The sequence below is a fragment of the Treponema sp. C6A8 genome, assembly GCF_000619925.1.
Classification (GTDB): Bacteria; Spirochaetota; Spirochaetia; order Treponematales; family Treponemataceae; genus Treponema_D.
In genome coordinates, this window is the sequence record NZ_JHVB01000009.1 from 64,369 (window position 1) to 81,929 (window position 17,561).

Below are 17,561 nucleotides of genomic sequence, written 5' to 3' on the forward strand. Positions count from 1 at the left end.
CAAACTAAATATATTTTTCCAAAATCAGGCGTAAAAGTCCCTTACCGCGGCCGGTCTGGTCTTCGCGAACCTGATTAAGTATTATGCACAATGCTTTCATGGCTGCAGCATTTTTTGCCTTTTTCATAGAAGGCTTTTCTACTTCTACGACTACCGTCTTGTCTTCCGAACGTTCAACAATGCAGGTACAAGTCCAGAGTGATTTTTCAAGCTGACTACATTCGTATTTTGCACTCAAAATCCACTTATTCTGTCTGAGCGAATTCAGCTGGCTCACAGGATTTTCTATCCATTCTTCTGCCGGCTGATAAAGCCAGAACTTTTTGATAAAAAGATAAGCCGTTCTTGCAACACTCAGCTTAGCACCGATTTCCGTCTTTGCCTTCTGGCTGAATTTCTTTACATCACCGTCGCATTCAAGAGTCAGCTTTGAAGTATAGGTGTTATCCTTATTTGCGCTTATCTGAAAATTCGTAATCTGAATTGCATATTTTTTGCAGAGCTTTTTCAAAAGGATTATAAAACTTTCCTTTTCATAATCATTCTTTTCAAAATCAGAAGAAGGATTTAAAAGCGCGTCCACAACCTTCTGTATTGCTTCAACATTCCATTCCGAATCAACTGCAACAGCGCCAAGAATTGATTCAAGTAAATCACCTTCCCTCTTTCCGACAATTCTTTCAAAGGGAAGCTTTTTTGCAAATTTAGTAAATCCCGCAATTTCAATTTTTTCAGCAAGATTTTCATTCTTAATCAGCTCTGAATTTCGCTGGGTAAGGGAACATTCAGTTTCCCTGGAAGCCAGCTGCTTTTTCTTAATCTTACAGAAATATTCAGCAAATTCCTTGGCAAGAACAAAAGACAAAACCTTATCGCCAAAATATTCCAGAAGTTCATAATCCATATGCTCAGGATTTTTTCTTGAGAAAGCCTTTGTCGTAAAAGCCTGCTCAAGAAGTTTGGGATTTGAGAAAGTGTAATTAATCTTTTGCTGAATCAATTCCAGATCTGATTTTGTCATAAACTATTTCATTATATCACAGCGCGATAAAATGCACACTCAAATTTACAACAATATTTTTTTCACTTTTTCCGCCACCTCGTTTATAATTTTTCTATGGATAAGAACACTAACGTAAAAGAAATTTTGAACGGTCTGACTCTTAAAGAGAAAATCAGACTTTTGAACGGCGTTGGCGGCTGGTACACCTCTGACGCAAACGGAAAATTACCAAAAATCATGATGACAGACGGACCTCACGGACTTAGAAAGCAGGGTGCAGGTCAGGTTGATATTAACGACTCTATTCCTTCAACCTGCTTCCCTACCGCAAGCTGCGTTGCAAACTCCTGGGATCTTAATTTAATAAAAGAAATGGCCGGCGCAATTGCTGACCAGGCCTTACAGGAGGAAGTTGGCATTGTTCTTGGCTGCGGAATGAATATCAAACGCTCGCCAATGTGCGGACGAAACTTTGAATATTTTTCTGAAGACCCTCTTCTGGCAGGTTCTCTTGCAACTGCTTATGTTGACGCAATGCAAAAGAGAAACGTAGGAACTTCCATCAAGCATTTTGCCTGCAATAATCAGGAAACCCGCCGCCAGTCTTCGGATTCCATTGTTGACGAACGAGCCCTCCGAGAAATCTATCTGCGTCCTTTTGAGATTGCTGTCCGCAATGCCCAGCCTTCTACAATCATGGCTTCCTACAACAAAATCAACGGAAAGTACACCTGCCAGAATAAAAAGATTATCAAAGACATTCTGCGCGATGAATGGGGATTTAAAGGTGCCCTGATTTCTGACTGGGGTGCCGCCGTTGACTTCCCGGCCTGCATAAAAGCGGGATTAAATCTTGCAATGCCTGATTCTGGCGGCTATCAGCCTGGCCAGCTTGAAAAGGCATTTAAACGTGGTGAAATCACAGAAGAAGAAATTGACCGCGCATGCGAAAAGGTAATTGAAATCGTTCTTCGCTTTGCAAACAATCAGAAAATAAAGGCTGATTACAAAAAGGCTCATTTGACCGCAAAAAAAATTGCAGAAAACTCGGCAGTTCTTCTAAAAAATGACGGCGCCCTGCCTCTCAAGCCTCAGAAAATCATCATTCTGGGACAAATGGCAGAAGACATGCGTATTCAGGGAGGAGGTTCCAGCCATATCAACGCAACTCAAGGTCCGAATGTAATTGAATGCCTCAAGAACAAGGGCTTTGAAATTGAATACGAACCAGCATATCCGGCTGATGATAAGGTGGAAAGCACTTCTGACCAGGAACGAAAGGCTCTGGCAGAAAAAGCAGTAGCTCTTGCAAAAAAAGGCGCAGAAGAAAATATCCCTATTCTACTTTTCTGCGGTCTTACAAACCGAACAGAAGGAGAAGGCTTTGACCGCCACGATATGGCACTTCCTGACGAGCAGCTCAAAGTCATCAATAAGATTTTTACAGTTAACACAAAAGTGATTGCAGTTACCTTTGGCGGTTCGCCATTTGCCCTTCCTTTTTATGACGATTTGAGCGCCATCCTTCATATGGCACTGGCAGGCGAGTCTTGCGGAGAAGCCTGTGCGGCACTTCTTTCAGGAGAAGTTAATCCAGGTGGGAAACTTTCTGAAAGCTTCCCATATTCAGAAAGAGACGTTCCATCGCGCGCAACCTGGGGCAAAGAAGAAAGTGCAATTGAATACCGCGAAAGCATTTTCACAGGTTACCGCTATTACGACACTTTCAAAGTACCGGTTCGCTTTGATTTCGGCTTCGGACTTTCCTACACAAGCTTTGAATATTCAAATCTGAAAGTTTCTGCTTCTGACTTTGATGCCTCTGATGCTAACGAGGCAATTGGAAACGTAGGTGCCAGCTGCGGCTACGGTGACACAGCAAATGCTAAAAACAAGCTGACTGTAACTTTCAGCCTGAAAAACACAGGAAAGTTTGCCGGTTCAGAAGTTGTTCAGCTTTACGTAAAAAATCCTGAATGCGATTATCTTCGTGCAAACAAGGAACTTCGAGCCTTTACAAAAGTTTTCCTCGAAGCAGGCGAAGAAAAAGAAGTTAGCCTTGAACTTGACGCTAAAGCCTTCAGCCTCTTTGACGTTGAAAGCAAAAAATATATTGCGCCTTCGGGAGTTTACGAAATCCAGATTGCAGCATCACTGTCTGATGTAAAACTGTCTGAAAAAATCACCGTAAAGGGAATAGACTACAAGGCAAATGACAAAGAGCGCCTTCCTTCATACTTTAATGCCGTTGACGGCGAAATCTTCAGACACAAGGATTTTGCAAGCCTCTACAAAGAGCCTCTTCCGGACGACAGCGCCCCGGTTCCAGGAACCTTTACAATTTACAATTCCCTTGCCGAAGGAGCTACTATCAGTAAGTACTGTAAAAAGCAGCTTGATAAGATTGTAAACGGAATTATAGAAGACAACAAAAAAATGGGCCGCAACGAAAACGACCCAGCCGTAAAAATCGCCGTCTGCGGTATGAGTGAAAACCCGATTGAAAGCATCATCCTTCTGACCGCCTGTAAGTTCAAGCCAAAGTTCGCCAGGGCCCTGGTACACCTTGTAAACCGCAGGTTCTTAGCCGCATGCAGGGAACTTATATTTGGAAGGTAAAGTTAAAAAAAAATCAGCGCGAGTGAGCAGGGTGTGGGACAAAAACATTCTATTTTTGGTGCCGCGCTAGCGGCTGTTTGATAGTTTCAAACCAAAAATAGCCATGTAGCGAGGTACCGAGCGGTTTTGGCTCACACCCTGTGACCGGGAGCTGATTTTTTTTAGGAAGTTTATCTGCTCAACTTTCTATACTGCACGCGCTTAGGAACCCCGGCATCCTCACCAAACTGTTCCTTCTTCCATGCAGCGTATTCAGACCAGTTGCCTTCAAAGAAACGAACTTCTGAATTATTTTCAAATGCAAGAATATGAGTACAGATACGGTCCAGGAACCAGCGGTCATGGCTTACAACCATTGCACAACCGGCAAAGTCCTCAAGTGCTTCTTCAAGGGCACGAACTGTCTGAACATCAAGGTCGTTTGTAGGTTCGTCGAACAAAAGTACATTTCCACTCTCTTTGAGCATCATACCAAGGTTCAGGCGGTTCTTTTCTCCACCGGAAAGTACGCTTACCTTTTTGTTCTGGTCAGGTCCTGCAAAGTTAAACCAGCCGCAGTAGGCATGGGCATTTACTTCACGAACGCCGCCTTCAAGAGCGCGGCCTTTTTCATCAACAGCACCAAGTTTTACAAGGTCTCCGCCACCACCCAAAGTTTCGTAAACAGTCTTGTTTTCATCAAGACCAGTACGCATCTGATCAACGTAAACGAGTTTTACAGTCTGTCCAACCTTAATACTTCCTGCATCAGGCTTTTCTCCACCAGGAAGACCAGCAGCATCAGCAATCATCTTGAAAAGTGTTGTTTTACCGGCACCGTTAGGACCAACAATACCAACAATTGCACCGGCAGGAATATGAAGGTCAAGCTTTTCAAACAAGAGCTTATCGCCGAATGATTTAGAAACACCTTCAAAATCAATTACCTGACCGCCCAAGCGAGGACCAGCCGGAATAGAAATCTGTGTATCTTTAAGCTGTTTCTTGCTTTCCTGAGCCATAAGCTCGTTATAGCGTGTAATGTGTTCCTTATGCTTTGCCTGGCGGCCTTTTGCACCCATGTGGATCCATTCAAGCTCGCGCTGAATTTCCTTCTGTCGTGCAGATTCATTTTTATTTTCAAGAGCAAGGCGCTGATTTTTCTGTTCAAGCCAGCTTGAGTAGTTTCCTTTGAACGGATAACCTTCTCCGCGGTCAAGCTCAAGAATCCAGCCGGCAACTTCATCAAGGAAGTAGCGGTCATGAGTAATCGCAATTACAGTTCCAGGATAGTCGTGCAGATGTTTTTCTAGCCATGCAACAGTTTCGGCATCCAAGTGGTTTGTAGGTTCGTCCAAAAGAAGAATGTCCGGTTTCTGAAGCAGAAGTCGGCAAAGGGCAACTCGGCGGCGTTCACCACCGGAAAGTACGTCAACAACCTGATCTCCCGGCGGGCAGCGCAAAGCATCCATGGCAAGTTCAAGGTTGTTATCAAGATTCCATGCATCAAGCATATCAAGCTTTTCCTGAACCTCAGCCTGACGAGCCGCAAGCTTATCAAAATCAGCATCTGGGTCGCCGTAAGCTTCTCCAATCTTATCAAATTCTTCAAGAAGGTCAGTAATTTCCTTTACGCCCTCTCTTACAACTTCCATTACAGTTTTTCCAGGCTCAAGATAAGGCTCCTGTTCAAGATAGCCGATTGTATAGCCCGGTGCCAGAGTAGTCTCACCCGCAAAATCCTTATCAACACCGGCAAGAATCTTAAAAAGCGAAGATTTACCCGAACCGTTGGCACCAATTACGCCGATTTTTGCGCCATAGTAATATGAAATACTCACATCCTTCAGAACAACCTTAGTTCCGTAGCTGCGAGTAACTCTGTCCATAGTGTATATAATCTTCTTGTCATCAAAGGTCTTTGCCATCTTATACATCCTATCTAAAAATTTATGACTCACAAGCACAGCTTGTTCGGTACCCTTTTATCGATAATCCTAAAATGACCCTTTCGGCTCATTTTTTAACGGATTTTCGATTATCGGGCATCGAAAGTTTTAGCCATGAGTATAGAATATAGGAAATTGAATATTTTAGAAAGGGGGAAGCCTCCCCCTCGCTTCAGCCTGTTTGCTGCGCAAACAATCTTCCGCTACCCTCTCTGCGGGGACACCCCGCAACGCCCCCTTATGCAAGCACAGATTGACGAATCTCAGCATAATGTTCACCCGTAATGCCAAAATCCATCTCTTTGTAACTCCAGAGGGCGCGACCAATTCCATGCGCCGCAAGCGCCTTGTGAATATCCTTATACCAGCGGGCTGAATCTTCAGCAGGAGCGCGGTCAATTACGCCATACTCTCCGCAGTAAAGCGGAAGATCAAGCTTTTCAGCCTTTTTCAGGGCTGGAGCAAAAAGTGTGGTAAAGAAAGTATCATCAATCTTAAGTTTATCCATATTTTTTGCAAAAATTGCTCCGTGGCAGGCCTGAGGAATCTGACGGCTCTTTTCACGAATATATTCAATGGAAGTTCCCGGATATGAAACTTCAAAATCAGCAGGCATATCAATAACCCAAGGGGCCTTCTGATGAGTAAATACCAGAGGCTCATAGCAGTGGAAGGTCAGAACAGTCTTGGTGTCAAATGGAATTTCAATTCCCGGAACGGCAGAAACACTGTTGTAATCAACGCCGCCTACAATAATCCAGCTATCCGGTGCAATAGCGCGAACAGCCTTAAAGGCACGTGTTGCAATCTCATTCCATTCTTTTTCAAATTCAGGATTTACAATTTCATTCAAAAGTTCAAAGGCAACTCTATCAGAATATTTTCCATATCTGATTGCAAAAGTTTCCCAAATTCTCACAAAAGTATTCTGAAGATCCTTATCCTGAAAGAATGCATCCGGGTTAGGAACAGCATTTGTATCAAACATATAACCCGCAGTCTTGTGAAGGTCTAGAACCACATTCAAATCATTATTTTTTGCCCAGCTGATGCAGTTATCAATGTAAGAAAAACCTTCTTCCAGAAAATCACCCTGGTCGTTCATAAAAACATTGTAATCTACCGGAAGACGTACGTGGTCACAGCCCCAGCTTCTGATTGTTTTCAAATCACCTTCGCTGATAAAGCTGTCATAATGCGCTTTTGTATACTCGCGGCACTGTGAAATCCAGCCGCCCAAATTAATTCCCTTTTCAAATCCTGTAAATTTTCTCATAGCATTGTTATAGAACAGAAAACCAGAGATAAATATCATTTATTTATCTTTTATATCATAATTAAACTGATTTTATGCCTTATTGGTGCTACAATTTACCTATGGGAATAAAGGAAGAACTTGCCAAAACTGAATTTTATAACCGGGAATACTCGCTCAACCACATTCCTTACGATAAGGAAATGGCCTTTTACCAGAGTATCCGTAACGGAGATATGGAAGAAATGCACAGGCTTTTTACCCCCCTCTGCATTGAAGGCTTCGGAAAGCTTAGTGAAAATCCACTTCGAAACTTAAAATATCACCTTATAATTACAGTCGCCTTTATAACCCGCTACTGCATCGAGGGCGGTCTTGAAATGGAAAGCGCCTATAACCTCAGCGACGTTTACATCAGAAAAATCGACAGCTGCAATTCTGAGGAAGAAATCCATCAGATTCACAAGGAACTCTGCCAGGCCTATGTCCTCAGAATGCAGAAAGCCCGCCTGCCCTTCAGATATTCAAAGCCGGTCCAGCTTGCAATCGACTACATTTACGACAATCTTCACAATAAAATCTATCTGGCAGATATTGCAAAAGCTGCAGTCCTCAGCGAAACTTATCTTTCAAGGCTTTTTCATAAGGAAACAGGGACAAGCATTACAGACTACATTATCTCAAAACGAATTGATGCTGCAAAAAATCTTCTTATATTTACAGAATATTCCACTTCCGAAATATCAAACTTTTTGAACTTTTCAAGCGAAAGTCACTTTATCGCAACCTTCAAAAAACTGACAGGACTTACCCCTAAAAAATTCCGTCTTTATAATTTCAGAAACAAAGAAGGCTCTGCCGAATAAAAAAAGGCAGCCGCGGGCAATTTTTTTTCTAGGAGGATACCGGCAGCTGCCAAAATAAGGGAGGTTTTTATTCGCAGTCCGCTTGCGCGGACTTAACTTACATTATGCGAACGGATTCTGTCGCACGCTAACGCGTGCTACCAAACTCCGCTTGTGGCGGAGTTTGCACGTGCCCTTTATTAGTTAAAAGGATTTTCATCCTTGTACAAGGTTCCTTTAGGCTGGTTGTAAGCAATGTCTCCAATGTTGAGGTACTGGAAGATTGTGTACAATGCCTTTCCAACGTGACCGAATGCAACTGCACCGTGGTGTGGATAGTGCTTGCTGATCAATACGTGGCGGTAGAAGCGGCCCATTTCTGGGATTGCAAATACACCGATACCACCGAATGAGCGAGTTGCAACCGGGAGGATTTCACCCTGTGCAATGTATGCCTGAAGTTTTGTATCTGGAGTTGTCTGCAAGCGGAAGAATGTGATGTCGCCTGGCATAATGTCTCCTTCCAAAGTTCCGCGTGTGAAATCTGGAGTTCCACCGTTTTCAAGCAAGCGGTTCTGGATAAGCTGGAACTTAACAGCTGGCTTTGATTTTGGTGAAAGGCAGCAGAATGGAGTGTTTCCACAGTGGAATGCCATGAATGTATCCTGCAATGTATATGGATACTGGAATTTGCCCTTAATGCTCTGTTCGTACATATCAGCTGGAACAGAGTTGTTGATGTCGAGCAATGTTACTGGAGCACCAGTTACACAAGTTCCGATGTATTCAGAAAGTGCACCAAAGATATCTACTTCGCAGGCAACCGGAATACCACGGCTTGCAAGGCGACTGTTTACATAGCAAGGTTCAAAACCGAATTCCTTAGGGAATGCTGGCCAGCATTTGTCTGCCAATACAACGTATTTTTTGCTTCCTTTGTTTGCTTCAATCCAGTCAAGGAGAGTAAGTTCAAACTGAGCCATACGTGGAAGCATATCAGGGAACTGGTTTCCTTCTGTTCCAAGTTCAGCAGCCATGTCTTTTACAACATCAGCAATGCGTTTGTCATCCTTGTGTTTGCGGTATTCTACGAGCAAATCAAGCTCTGAGTTTTCCTGAATTTCAACACCAATGTCATAAAGACCCTTGATTGGTGCGTTACAAGCAAAGAAGTCTTGTGGACGTGGACCGAATGTGATGATTTTAAGGTTCTTAAGACCGATGATTGTGCGTGCAACTGGGATGAATTCTTCAATCATCTTAACGATGTCTTCTGCAGTTCCTACAGGATATTCTGGGATAACAGCAGGGATTTTGCGAAGGCTCAAGTTGTATGAACAGTTGAGCATACCACAGTAAGCGTCACCACGGCCGTTAATCAAGTCGTTCTGTGTTTCTTCTGCAGCTGCAACGAACATACAAGGACCGTCAAAGTTCTGTGCAATCTGAGTTTCTGGAGTTTCAGGACCAAAGTTTCCGAGGAATACAACCAGAGCGTTACAGCCGGCCTTCTTTACCTCTTCAACTGCCTTAAGCATGTCCTTTTCGTTTTCTACAGTGGTTTTTGCTTCGTAAAGCTCACCCTTTCCTGCAAATGCCTTAACAATTGCAGCCCGTCTTTTTTCTGAAAGCGAGATTACAAAACAGTCTCGGCTAACAGCGATAATTCCCAATTTTACGTCTGGAATGTTTTCAAATTTTGCCATTTTTTTCACCTCTTATTTAAACTATTACAGTTTCTATTTTGCTAAGTCAATATTCTTTCCGGTCAAGCCAACATAAGCTCCCTGGCCTGCTTCTGATGAAGAAGGATGTGCCAAAAGCCACTTGTTTCTGGCCCATAAAAGCTTGTCTTCAAAATCGCGCTCTTTAATCTCAGGTTTTGCAGTGTTAGTGTCTTTTGGCAAAACAATTGCCACGCGGAAACCTTCACTTACCTTACCGTCAGCCTTTACATCACAGCATGGTGCATAGTGCAAGGTTGTTCCATAAACCTGAACTACAACTCCTGCAGGAACACGGAATGCTTCAACTTTCTTTGTGCTGAGTTTTCCGTTTTCAATATCTGCTACGTTTGCTACAAGCAGAATAATATCTGTAGTAGGAATATTAAGTTCCATACCACGGTGATATTCAAGACAGTTGAGTTTTGTGTTATAGCCGTTGCAGTAACCAATCTGAATTGGCATTCCGCCGTAAGCGCCGTCAGCAAATTCCTGCATGATTGCAAGTTTTTCCAGTACAGGCTCACCAGGCTTGTAAACTGTTGCGTCAGTCGGGCAAGGAGTAGAATCATCCAATTTTTTTACCAGTTCAGAAACATCATAACCTTCCAGAACCTTACCGTACTTTGCAAACGATTTAGAAAAAACACTTTTAATTTTCATAGTTTCCTCGTTTTTTTCCTTTTTTAGATCTTTTTATAGCCTATTACAGATGCGCAAGCTTACCGTAGCTTTCTTTCAAAGCTGGATAAAGCTGTGTGTACATCTTGTAGAATTTTTCGTATTCCTTAGAATTTTCTGCAATCGGATTCTGAGCAGGATTTGTCTTGATAACCTGTTTACAGGCTTCCTGTACCGAACCGTAAATGCCGGTTCCAACGGCAGCCAGAATTGCAACACCAAGAGCAGGACCTTCCTTACTTACAACAGTCTTAACAGGACAGCCGTAAACATCAGCAAGCATCTGACGCCAGAGAGGACTTGTTCCGCCACCACCGCAGGCAAGCATATCGTTGATTTTTACGCCCATTCCACGAAGAACTTCAACAGAATCTCGCTGGCTGTAAACAACACCTTCCATTACAGCGCGGAGCATGTGCTGGCGGGTATGCATTGCAGAAAGACCGATGAAGGCGCCGCGGCAGTCAGGGTCAAGATGAGGAGTACGTTCACCCATCAAATATGGAAGATAGAGGAGACGTTCTGCACCGATTGGAATTCCTTCTGCCTGTTTATCCATAAGGTAGTAAGGATCTTTTCCCATTCCCTTCGCAGTTACCATTTCTGCATCGCAGAAGTTGTCTCTGAACCATTTAAGGGAAAGACCGGCAGCCTGAGTAACACCCATTACGTGCCATGCACCTGGAACGGCGCAGCAGAAGGTATGTACGCGGCCTTTAGGGTCAATTGAAAGTTTATCTGTGTGAGCAAATACAACACCACTTGTACCAAGAGTTGTAAATGCAATTCCATCCTGAACAGTACCAGTTCCTACAGCGGCAGCGGCATTGTCTCCTGCACCACCAACAACAGGAGTTCCCTCAGGCACACCGCAAAGTTCTGCAGCCTGCTTAGAAACTTTACCAGTTACTTCCGGCGATTCATAAACCTTTGCCAGAAGTGATTTATCAATTCCAAGCTTAGAAAGAACTTCGTCAGACCAGCAGCGGTTTGGAACATCCAGAAGCTGCATTCCCGAAGCATCGCTTACTTCAGTAGCGAACTCGCCTGTAAGCATGTAGCGGACATAGTCTTTTGGAAGAAGGATGTGAGCGCATTTTGCATAAACTTCAGGCTCGTGATTGCGAACCCATAAAATCTTACTTGCTGTAAAGCCAGTCAAAGCAGGGTTAGCAGTAAGCTCAATAAGACGGCCTGCGCCAACTTTTGATGTAATTTCTTCACATTCAGCGGCAGTACGCTGGTCACACCAGATAATAGAACGGCGGAGTACGTTTCCAGCCTTATCAAGCATTACAAGACCGTGCATCTGTCCGCTGATACCAATACCCTTAATGTCTTTTGGATTAATTCCGCTCTTAGCAATGACTTCTTTCATACTCTTGCTGGCAGCATTCCACCAGTCAAGCGGCTCCTGCTCTGCCCAACCGTTCTGAGGCTGGTAGAGAGGATATTCTATTGTCTTTGAAGCAATCGGTTGCCCGTCAGTTGAAAACAAAACGGTTTTTGTACCGCTTGTACCCAAGTCAACTCCAATTACATATTCCATCTTCTTTTTCCCCTATTTTTTAGATATATCAATTACAGAATCACGTTCAATAAATTCACAAGGCAGATGAATCAGTTTGTTTGGAACCGGTAAACCTACCATATGCTGCAAAAGCAAATCCGCTGCCAGAGACGCAATTCCTTCTGAATCCTGGCGGAAAGTTGTAAGGCGCGGTGTTGTATACTCAGAAACACGGTCATCATCAAAACCAAGAATCGATAAATCATCTGGAATCGAAAGACCGTTTTCCCTGGCATAACTCATCGCACCCATAGCAATCAAATCTGATACGGCAAAAATTGCTGTCATATCAGAATGACGCTGATACAGTTTTTTAAAAGCCTCTTTTCCGCTTGGAACAGTCCAGTATTCACTTTCCTCATAATAAGAATTATCAAAAGGAATGCCGGCTTCGGTTAAATACTGGCAGAAACCTTCAAGTCGTTCTTTTGAAGCCGGAAGATATTCGTCGTTTGGAGCCGAAAGAAAGCCGATTTTCTTATGTCCTTTTGACACAAGATATTCAGCAGCCTTGTAGCCCGCCTTTTTGTTGTCAGTTACAATTGTGCAGATTCCCGGAATGCTGGCGTTGGTAGAAACACAAGGAATACCAATCTCACTCAAAGCACTCATTTCCTTATTAAGTCTGGAATCTGCATTTATAATTGCAATGCCTTCTACATTACGGAATTTGGCATGCGCTTTATAGGAAAGTTTTGTATGGCATGACAAAAAAATGATATCGTAGCCGGCAGCTTCAACACTTTCGCGGAACTTGTTCAAAACACCCGAGAATACCGGGTGATTAAAACCACGCTGCATGCTAGGGTCATCATAAATAACTCCAATCAGGTAAGTCCGCTTTGTGGCAAGACTCCTTGCAGCGCTGTTCGGCTCGTAACCCATTTCCCGGGCTTTTTCAAGAATTGCAGAACGGGTCTTTTCAAGAAGATGTCCTGTATCATTCAAAGCCTTGGAAACAGTGGGTGCAGAGAAGCCTGTGGCTTTTGCAATATCATAAATTGTAACCATTACAATTCCTATTCTCTATCCATTCCGTGATAGTCAAAGTATTCAAAGTCGGCAGCCTTTTTATAGAACTCTGTATCAACACAGAACATTCCCACAAAAGCGCCTGTAAAGCCCATTCCACAATATTCATCAGAAAGCTTTGCAGGTTCGCAAATCGGTCTGATTTTATGGAATACTTTACCGTCCTGTGACCAGCTGAACCAGCCAATCTTGCCATCTACTTCCAGTCTCATCCATACAGGACCTTTTTTAAGTTCAATTTCCATGCCCTGCTGCCATGAAGCTAAACCAGTCTGAGGAGGCATGATTGTATTTACCTGAAGAATCTTTCCGCGGGTCTCGCTGTAACCAACTGAAAGAAGATACTGTGTCTCTTCATCATAGCGGTATACCATTCCTGCGTACTGCTGGAAATAATCAGGTTCAAAGTCGATTTTTGTTTCTGCTACAAATTTGAAATCTGTCTGGCGGCGGCAGAAAATGCTCTGCTCGTAGAATGACCAAGGTGACTGTCCACCATACATTCTGAGCCAGCCTTTGCGCTCTGTAGTTGAATAACGTCCTTCAGCAGGAGTTCGCAGGGTCTTAAAATCAACTGGAATGCCCTTTTCAAAGGTATAATGATTTTTACCCCAGCCAGGAGCTGACTGAACACCGTCATTATCTGCGCTTACAGGAACATCAACATAATCTGGCGGAACATTATCCAAAGTTCCATCAGGTTCTTTTACATATGGCCAGTCATCCTTCCATTCAATTTCTGCAAGGGCAGTTTCGCGTCCAAGAACGCAGTCTGTTGTACCAGGAAGAGGGCGTCCGCACAAATAAACAAGATATGTGCGTTTTCCGTCAATAGAAGGGCACCAGCTTCCGTGTCCAGCCTTGTGAATGGAAATGTGATCGTCATGTCCCCAGCCGGAAATTAACGGATTGTTCGGATGAACCTCGTAAGGGCCGGTTACTGAACGAGAACGTCCAACTGTAAGGGCATGAAGATAATCAGTTCCACCTTCCGCAGCTGCAATATAATACCAGCCGTTGCGTTTATAAAGATGAGGACCTTCAACACCACCGATATCAGTTCCCTTAAAAATCTTATGGCGCTCTGCTCCCAAAGTTTTAGTTTTTGGGTCATATTCGCGCATTACGATTCCAGAAAACTGGCGGTAACCTGTTTCGCGGTAGTCCCATTCCATGTTGATGTACCAGTGACGGCCGTCATCATCATGGAACATAGAAACGTCAAATCCGCTTGCATTAAGGAAAACAGGATCTGACCAAGGACCTTCAATAGAAGGCGCTGTTGTCAAATAGTTAGGGCAATCTTTATGAGGGCCGACATTCCAGTTGCGTACATTTGTATAAATCAACCAGAAAAGTCCGTCTGAATAAGAAAGACAAGGTGCCCAGATACCGCATGAGAATTTTTCGCCGTTCATATCAAGAAGGCGTTTTTCGCTGAGCGGAGAAGGCACAGAAGTCCAGTGAACTAAATCTTTAGAACGGCTGATTTCTACACCCGGATACCACTCAAAAGTAGAATTCGCAATAAAATATTCACCGTTAGCCATGCAGATAGATGGATCTGCATGAAATCCTGTAAGAATTGGATTACTAACGCGGACAATTTTTTCTTTTTCCATAGTTTTTTCCTAAAACGTATTCGTTTACTTACTCTTTTACAGAACCCATTGTCAAACCGCTGATGATGTAGCGAGACATGAATGCGTAGAAGATGATGATTGGAATAAGTGAAACTGCAATACCAACGTAGATTGCACCGTACTCTGTTCGGTAAATATCACCGCGGAGCATCTGTACAAGCATTGGAAGTGTATACATATCAGTTTTAGAAAGCAAAACGAATGGAGTCATGAAGTTGTTCCATGAACCAACGAAAGCAAAGATTGCCTGTGTTGCAAGAGCCGGCTTAAGAACAGGAAGAATGATTCTGTTGAAAATCATAAACTCGCCTGCACCGTCAATACGAGAAGCTTCAATCAATTCAAAAGAAAGAACTGAATCCATATACTGCTTCATAAAGAGAACTGTACCTGCAGATGCAATACTTGGAATGATAAGAGGAATAAAGTTATCACGCAAATGAAGCTGAGAGATGAACTGACAGAAACCGATGAATGACAAAGATGCAGGAAGCATAATCAACATCATGATAAGGTTCCAGAGAATTGCTCTTCCCTTAAAGCGGTATACGTGAATACCGTAAGCAACTAGAGATGAGAAATATACACAAAGAACTGTTACGCAGGCAGAAATTGTAAGAGAGTTTCTGAAACCTACGGCAATCTTAAATCCACGACCAGTAAGAATGTGCCAGTTGGCAATTGAATACTTACTTGGCAGCATAGAAATACCGGCATTAATTTCCGGAGTAGAACGTGTTGCGTTTACAAGCATCAGCCATACAGGAACGATAGCGATGAGTGTAAATACAATCATGAAAACATATATAATAGTACTTAAAATTACTTTCTGTGATTTGTAACTTGTTGTTTCCTTAGCCATTATTTTTTACCTCCGTTATAGATTTTTGGAGTACGTTCCTGAGTAATCTTGTTTATGAAGAGAGCAAGAATAATTGTGATGATGAACATTCCAATTGAAATTGCAGCGGCATAAGAGTAGTCGTTACGTCCCTGGAAGGCAATGTTGTACATGTAAACTGCAGTTGTTCGGATCTTGAAGTCCGGTTCACCGTGCATACCTGTAATAAGGAACGGAATATCAAACATCTGCATACCACCAACCATAGAAGTGATAAGGAGATAGAACATCATTGGGCGCAGCATAGGAACTGTAATTTTCCAGGTGCACTGCCATTCGTTAGCACCGTCGATAACGGCGGATTCATACAATGAAGGAGAAATAGCAGTAATAGCAGCCATCAAAAGAATCAATGTCTGTCCACACCACATCCACCACTGAATGAAGGCAACAATAAGACGAGAAGCTGGAACGCTACGGAAGAAGTTGAATGCTTCAGTAACAAGTCCGAACTTCAAAAGAAGCTGATTTACAGGTCCAACAGGATAAGCGAACAAACTGCGGTAAAGAATAGCTACAGATGTTGCTGTCAAAAGGTTTGGCATATAGAACAATGCACGGAAAGCGTTCTTTCCACGCAGGTTTAATTTCGTATTTGTAAGCCATACTGCAAAAAGCAGGGCAAGGCCGAGCTGAGGAGCGAAGTTCAATCCCCAGATGATAAAGGTGTTTCCTACAGCACCCCAGAAGTATTTATCAGAAAACAGTTTAGCAAAATTAGCAAAACCAATAATTTGAAAGTCTGATTTTAATCCTTTAAGGTTTCCAAAAGAAAGAAGGAAAGTATAAATTGTAGGCCAAAGATTAAAAATCAAAAATACAATTAGAAATGGCAATGTAAACAGATAACCATAAACAGAAAGTCTTTTTTGTGTTCCCGAATTATTCATTTTTAATTCTCCTCATAAAAAAGGGGCGTTTCCGACTTTTGCCGTAAATACCGCATAATCATCAGAAAGCGCCCCAGTTTTACGGTGCTACTGCACTAACAGATTAAATTAGTATTAGTATCCCATTGTTGAAGAAACCTGATCTTTGAAATCTTTCAAAGCCTGTTCCTTTGTCTTTTCACCGTTTGCATAAGCAGCTGTTGCTTCTGTGAACAAAGCTTCAATCTGCTGGTCAGAACCCTGGATCAAGCTACCGTCGATACCTTTAGCCATTTCACAGAATTCAGCATAGTGGTTCTGTCCTGCAAGGTAAGGATCAGCGAATGTATCCTTAAGTTTGTTCTGAACGTTCAAGTTACCAACTGTATCACCAGATGCTTTTGCATATGATTCAAGGAATGCATCATCTGTAGCAAGGTATTTGATCATTTCTTTAGCAGCGTTAGGGTTCTTAGTTCCCTTATAAGCAGCGATCCAGGTACCACCCCAGTAGTAGTTAGCAGGACCAGCACACATTGCCCAGTCACCAGCTGTATCTGGAGCGTTCTGTTTAAGAACATAGTGAAGACCCCATGTTGGGAGGAGGTAGCTGAATACTTCGATTGGGTTACCTTTTTCGTCTTTCAAAGAACCTTTCATACCAGCGAACCAACCTTCTGACCACTGTGCAACGCGGCCTTCCCAGTTGTTGTCGTGAAGGATCTTACACATATCCATGTATTTTTCCATAGCTGGGTCGATAACCAATTTGTCATTTACAACCCATGGAGATTTGCGGGCACCTTTGTAAGGCATGAACATATCACCTGTTGATGATACGATATCACATTTTCCGTTAGACTTGTCGCTCAAGAGCTTAGCTGTCTTAAGGAATGTATCCAGATCTTTTACGTATTCCTGTACTTTTGCTGGATCATCTGTTCCAAGATATTTTTTAGCAAGGCTTCTGCGGTAGAACAATGCACCAGGACATACCTGCCATGCCATACCGTATACGTGACCATTGTAAGAACCTATCTTCATTGGATAGTCAGCCATCTTTCCTTTAACTTCTGCGTAAACATCATCAAGTGGAAGAAGAAGGTCAGATTCAATGTACTTGCGTACGAATGCATTTTCCAAAGCGAAAACATCTGGAGTACCAGAACCGCTCTGAAGAACTGGGTCAAGTTTGTTAGGGAACTGATCAGTTGGAGTCATTGAGTACTCAACTGTCATATCTGGGTGAGCTGGTTTGTAGAAATCATTAATCATTCCTTCCAATTCATCTGTAAATGACCATACAACCAATTTTTTGCTTGCATCCTTTCCGCCTGCTTTAGCGCCTTCTTTTTTTCCACCACAGCTTGTAGAAAGCAAAGCAGCTGCACAAAGCAACGAACCTAAAACTACACTTTTTTTCATAAATCCTCCTAAATCGATTAGAAAAAAGCTTTTTTGATTATTTTCCTAGGTAACCGATTGCCTTTA

13 protein-coding genes are annotated in these 17,561 nt (G+C 42.8%); 2 read left to right on the forward strand and 11 right to left on the reverse strand.

Annotation, left to right across the window (positions count from 1 at the left end; translation table 11 throughout):
* Positions 1–4 precede the first annotated feature (4 nt).
* The gene (locus tag T530_RS0108805; protein WP_027728689.1) at positions 5–1,021 is read right to left on the reverse strand and encodes a putative dsRNA-binding protein; all 1,017 of its coding nucleotides are present in this window, start codon (positions 1,019–1,021) and stop codon (positions 5–7) included.
* A gap of 96 nt (positions 1,022–1,117) precedes the next feature.
* Between T530_RS0108805 and T530_RS14005 the strand changes: the two genes are divergently transcribed.
* On the forward strand, positions 1,118–3,622 hold the full coding sequence (locus tag T530_RS14005) for a glycoside hydrolase family 3 C-terminal domain-containing protein (protein WP_051537913.1): 2,505 nt from the start codon (positions 1,118–1,120) through the stop codon (positions 3,620–3,622).
* 170 nt (positions 3,623–3,792) lie between these two features.
* Here the strand turns inward: T530_RS14005 and ettA are convergent, their stop codons facing one another.
* Together ettA and T530_RS0108820 are read right to left on the reverse strand one after the other, a co-directional pair.
* Positions 3,793–5,529: an energy-dependent translational throttle protein EttA gene (gene ettA / locus T530_RS0108815; RefSeq protein WP_027728690.1), complete on the reverse strand. Its 1,737-nt coding sequence runs from the start codon at positions 5,527–5,529 to the stop codon at positions 3,793–3,795.
* Between the two features lie 259 nt (positions 5,530–5,788).
* Positions 5,789–6,826, reverse strand: coding sequence for a glycoside hydrolase family 5 protein (locus tag T530_RS0108820; protein WP_027728691.1), 1,038 nt, complete (start codon positions 6,824–6,826; stop codon positions 5,789–5,791).
* A gap of 101 nt (positions 6,827–6,927) precedes the next feature.
* Here T530_RS0108820 and T530_RS0108825 point away from each other — a divergent pair, with 101 nt between their 5' ends.
* Positions 6,928–7,671 carry a helix-turn-helix domain-containing protein gene (locus T530_RS0108825; RefSeq protein ID WP_038074229.1) on the forward strand — a complete coding sequence of 248 codons (744 nt, stop codon included), beginning with the start codon at positions 6,928–6,930 and terminating at the stop codon, positions 7,669–7,671.
* Positions 7,672–7,850: 179 nt separating this feature from the next.
* Here T530_RS0108825 and T530_RS0108830 read toward each other — a convergent pair whose 3' ends face one another.
* The 8 genes from T530_RS0108830 to T530_RS0108865 all read right to left on the reverse strand — a co-directional run bounded on the left by T530_RS0108830 (position 7,851) and on the right by T530_RS0108865 (position 17,495).
* Positions 7,851–9,356 carry an L-fucose/L-arabinose isomerase family protein gene (locus T530_RS0108830; RefSeq protein ID WP_027728693.1) on the reverse strand — a complete coding sequence of 502 codons (1,506 nt, stop codon included), beginning with the start codon at positions 9,354–9,356 and terminating at the stop codon, positions 7,851–7,853.
* 33 nt (positions 9,357–9,389) lie between these two features.
* Positions 9,390–10,037 carry a DUF4867 family protein gene (locus T530_RS0108835; RefSeq protein ID WP_027728694.1) on the reverse strand — a complete coding sequence of 216 codons (648 nt, stop codon included), beginning with the start codon at positions 10,035–10,037 and terminating at the stop codon, positions 9,390–9,392.
* A 43-nt stretch (positions 10,038–10,080) separates the two neighbouring features.
* Positions 10,081–11,604: a xylulokinase gene (gene xylB, locus T530_RS0108840; protein ID WP_027728695.1), complete on the reverse strand. Its 1,524-nt coding sequence runs from the start codon at positions 11,602–11,604 to the stop codon at positions 10,081–10,083.
* A gap of 12 nt (positions 11,605–11,616) precedes the next feature.
* The gene (locus T530_RS0108845; protein WP_027728696.1) at positions 11,617–12,636 is read right to left on the reverse strand and encodes a LacI family DNA-binding transcriptional regulator; all 1,020 of its coding nucleotides are present in this window, start codon (positions 12,634–12,636) and stop codon (positions 11,617–11,619) included.
* Between the two features lie 8 nt (positions 12,637–12,644).
* Entirely contained in the window at positions 12,645–14,279 is a 1,635-nt protein-coding gene (locus tag T530_RS0108850) for a glycoside hydrolase family 43 protein (RefSeq protein WP_027728697.1), read from the reverse strand.
* Positions 14,280–14,307: 28 nt separating this feature from the next.
* Complete coding sequence (locus tag T530_RS0108855; RefSeq protein ID WP_027728698.1) at positions 14,308–15,162, reverse strand: carbohydrate ABC transporter permease; 855 nt, start codon at positions 15,160–15,162, stop codon at positions 14,308–14,310.
* Positions 15,162–16,091, reverse strand: coding sequence for a carbohydrate ABC transporter permease (locus tag T530_RS0108860; RefSeq protein WP_027728699.1), 930 nt, complete (start codon positions 16,089–16,091; stop codon positions 15,162–15,164). The genes T530_RS0108855 and T530_RS0108860 overlap by 1 nt, the downstream gene beginning before the upstream one ends.
* 114 nt (positions 16,092–16,205) lie before the next feature.
* On the reverse strand, positions 16,206–17,495 hold the full coding sequence (locus T530_RS0108865; protein ID WP_027728700.1) for an ABC transporter substrate-binding protein: 1,290 nt from the start codon (positions 17,493–17,495) through the stop codon (positions 16,206–16,208).
* Positions 17,496–17,561 lie beyond the last annotated feature (66 nt).

Excerpts from the sequence above, each read along its gene's own strand:
- T530_RS0108805 (WP_027728689.1), bottom strand. The coding sequence starts at position 1,021 with ATGACAAAATCAGATCTGGAATTGATTCAGCAAAAGATTAATTACACT.
- T530_RS14005 (WP_051537913.1), top strand. The coding sequence starts at position 1,118 with ATGGATAAGAACACTAACGTAAAAGAAATTTTGAACGGTCTGACTCTT.
- ettA (WP_027728690.1), bottom strand. The coding sequence starts at position 5,529 with ATGGCAAAGACCTTTGATGACAAGAAGATTATATACACTATGGACAGA.
- T530_RS0108820 (WP_027728691.1), bottom strand. The coding sequence starts at position 6,826 with ATGAGAAAATTTACAGGATTTGAAAAGGGAATTAATTTGGGCGGCTGG.
- T530_RS0108825 (WP_038074229.1), top strand. The coding sequence starts at position 6,928 with ATGGGAATAAAGGAAGAACTTGCCAAAACTGAATTTTATAACCGGGAA.
- T530_RS0108830 (WP_027728693.1), bottom strand. The coding sequence starts at position 9,356 with ATGGCAAAATTTGAAAACATTCCAGACGTAAAATTGGGAATTATCGCT.
- T530_RS0108835 (WP_027728694.1), bottom strand. The coding sequence starts at position 10,037 with ATGAAAATTAAAAGTGTTTTTTCTAAATCGTTTGCAAAGTACGGTAAG.
- xylB (WP_027728695.1), bottom strand. The coding sequence starts at position 11,604 with ATGGAATATGTAATTGGAGTTGACTTGGGTACAAGCGGTACAAAAACC.
- T530_RS0108845 (WP_027728696.1), bottom strand. The coding sequence starts at position 12,636 with ATGGTTACAATTTATGATATTGCAAAAGCCACAGGCTTCTCTGCACCC.
- T530_RS0108850 (WP_027728697.1), bottom strand. The coding sequence starts at position 14,279 with ATGGAAAAAGAAAAAATTGTCCGCGTTAGTAATCCAATTCTTACAGGA.
- T530_RS0108855 (WP_027728698.1), bottom strand. The coding sequence starts at position 15,162 with ATGGCTAAGGAAACAACAAGTTACAAATCACAGAAAGTAATTTTAAGT.
- T530_RS0108860 (WP_027728699.1), bottom strand. The coding sequence starts at position 16,091 with ATGAATAATTCGGGAACACAAAAAAGACTTTCTGTTTATGGTTATCTG.
- T530_RS0108865 (WP_027728700.1), bottom strand. The coding sequence starts at position 17,495 with ATGAAAAAAAGTGTAGTTTTAGGTTCGTTGCTTTGTGCAGCTGCTTTG.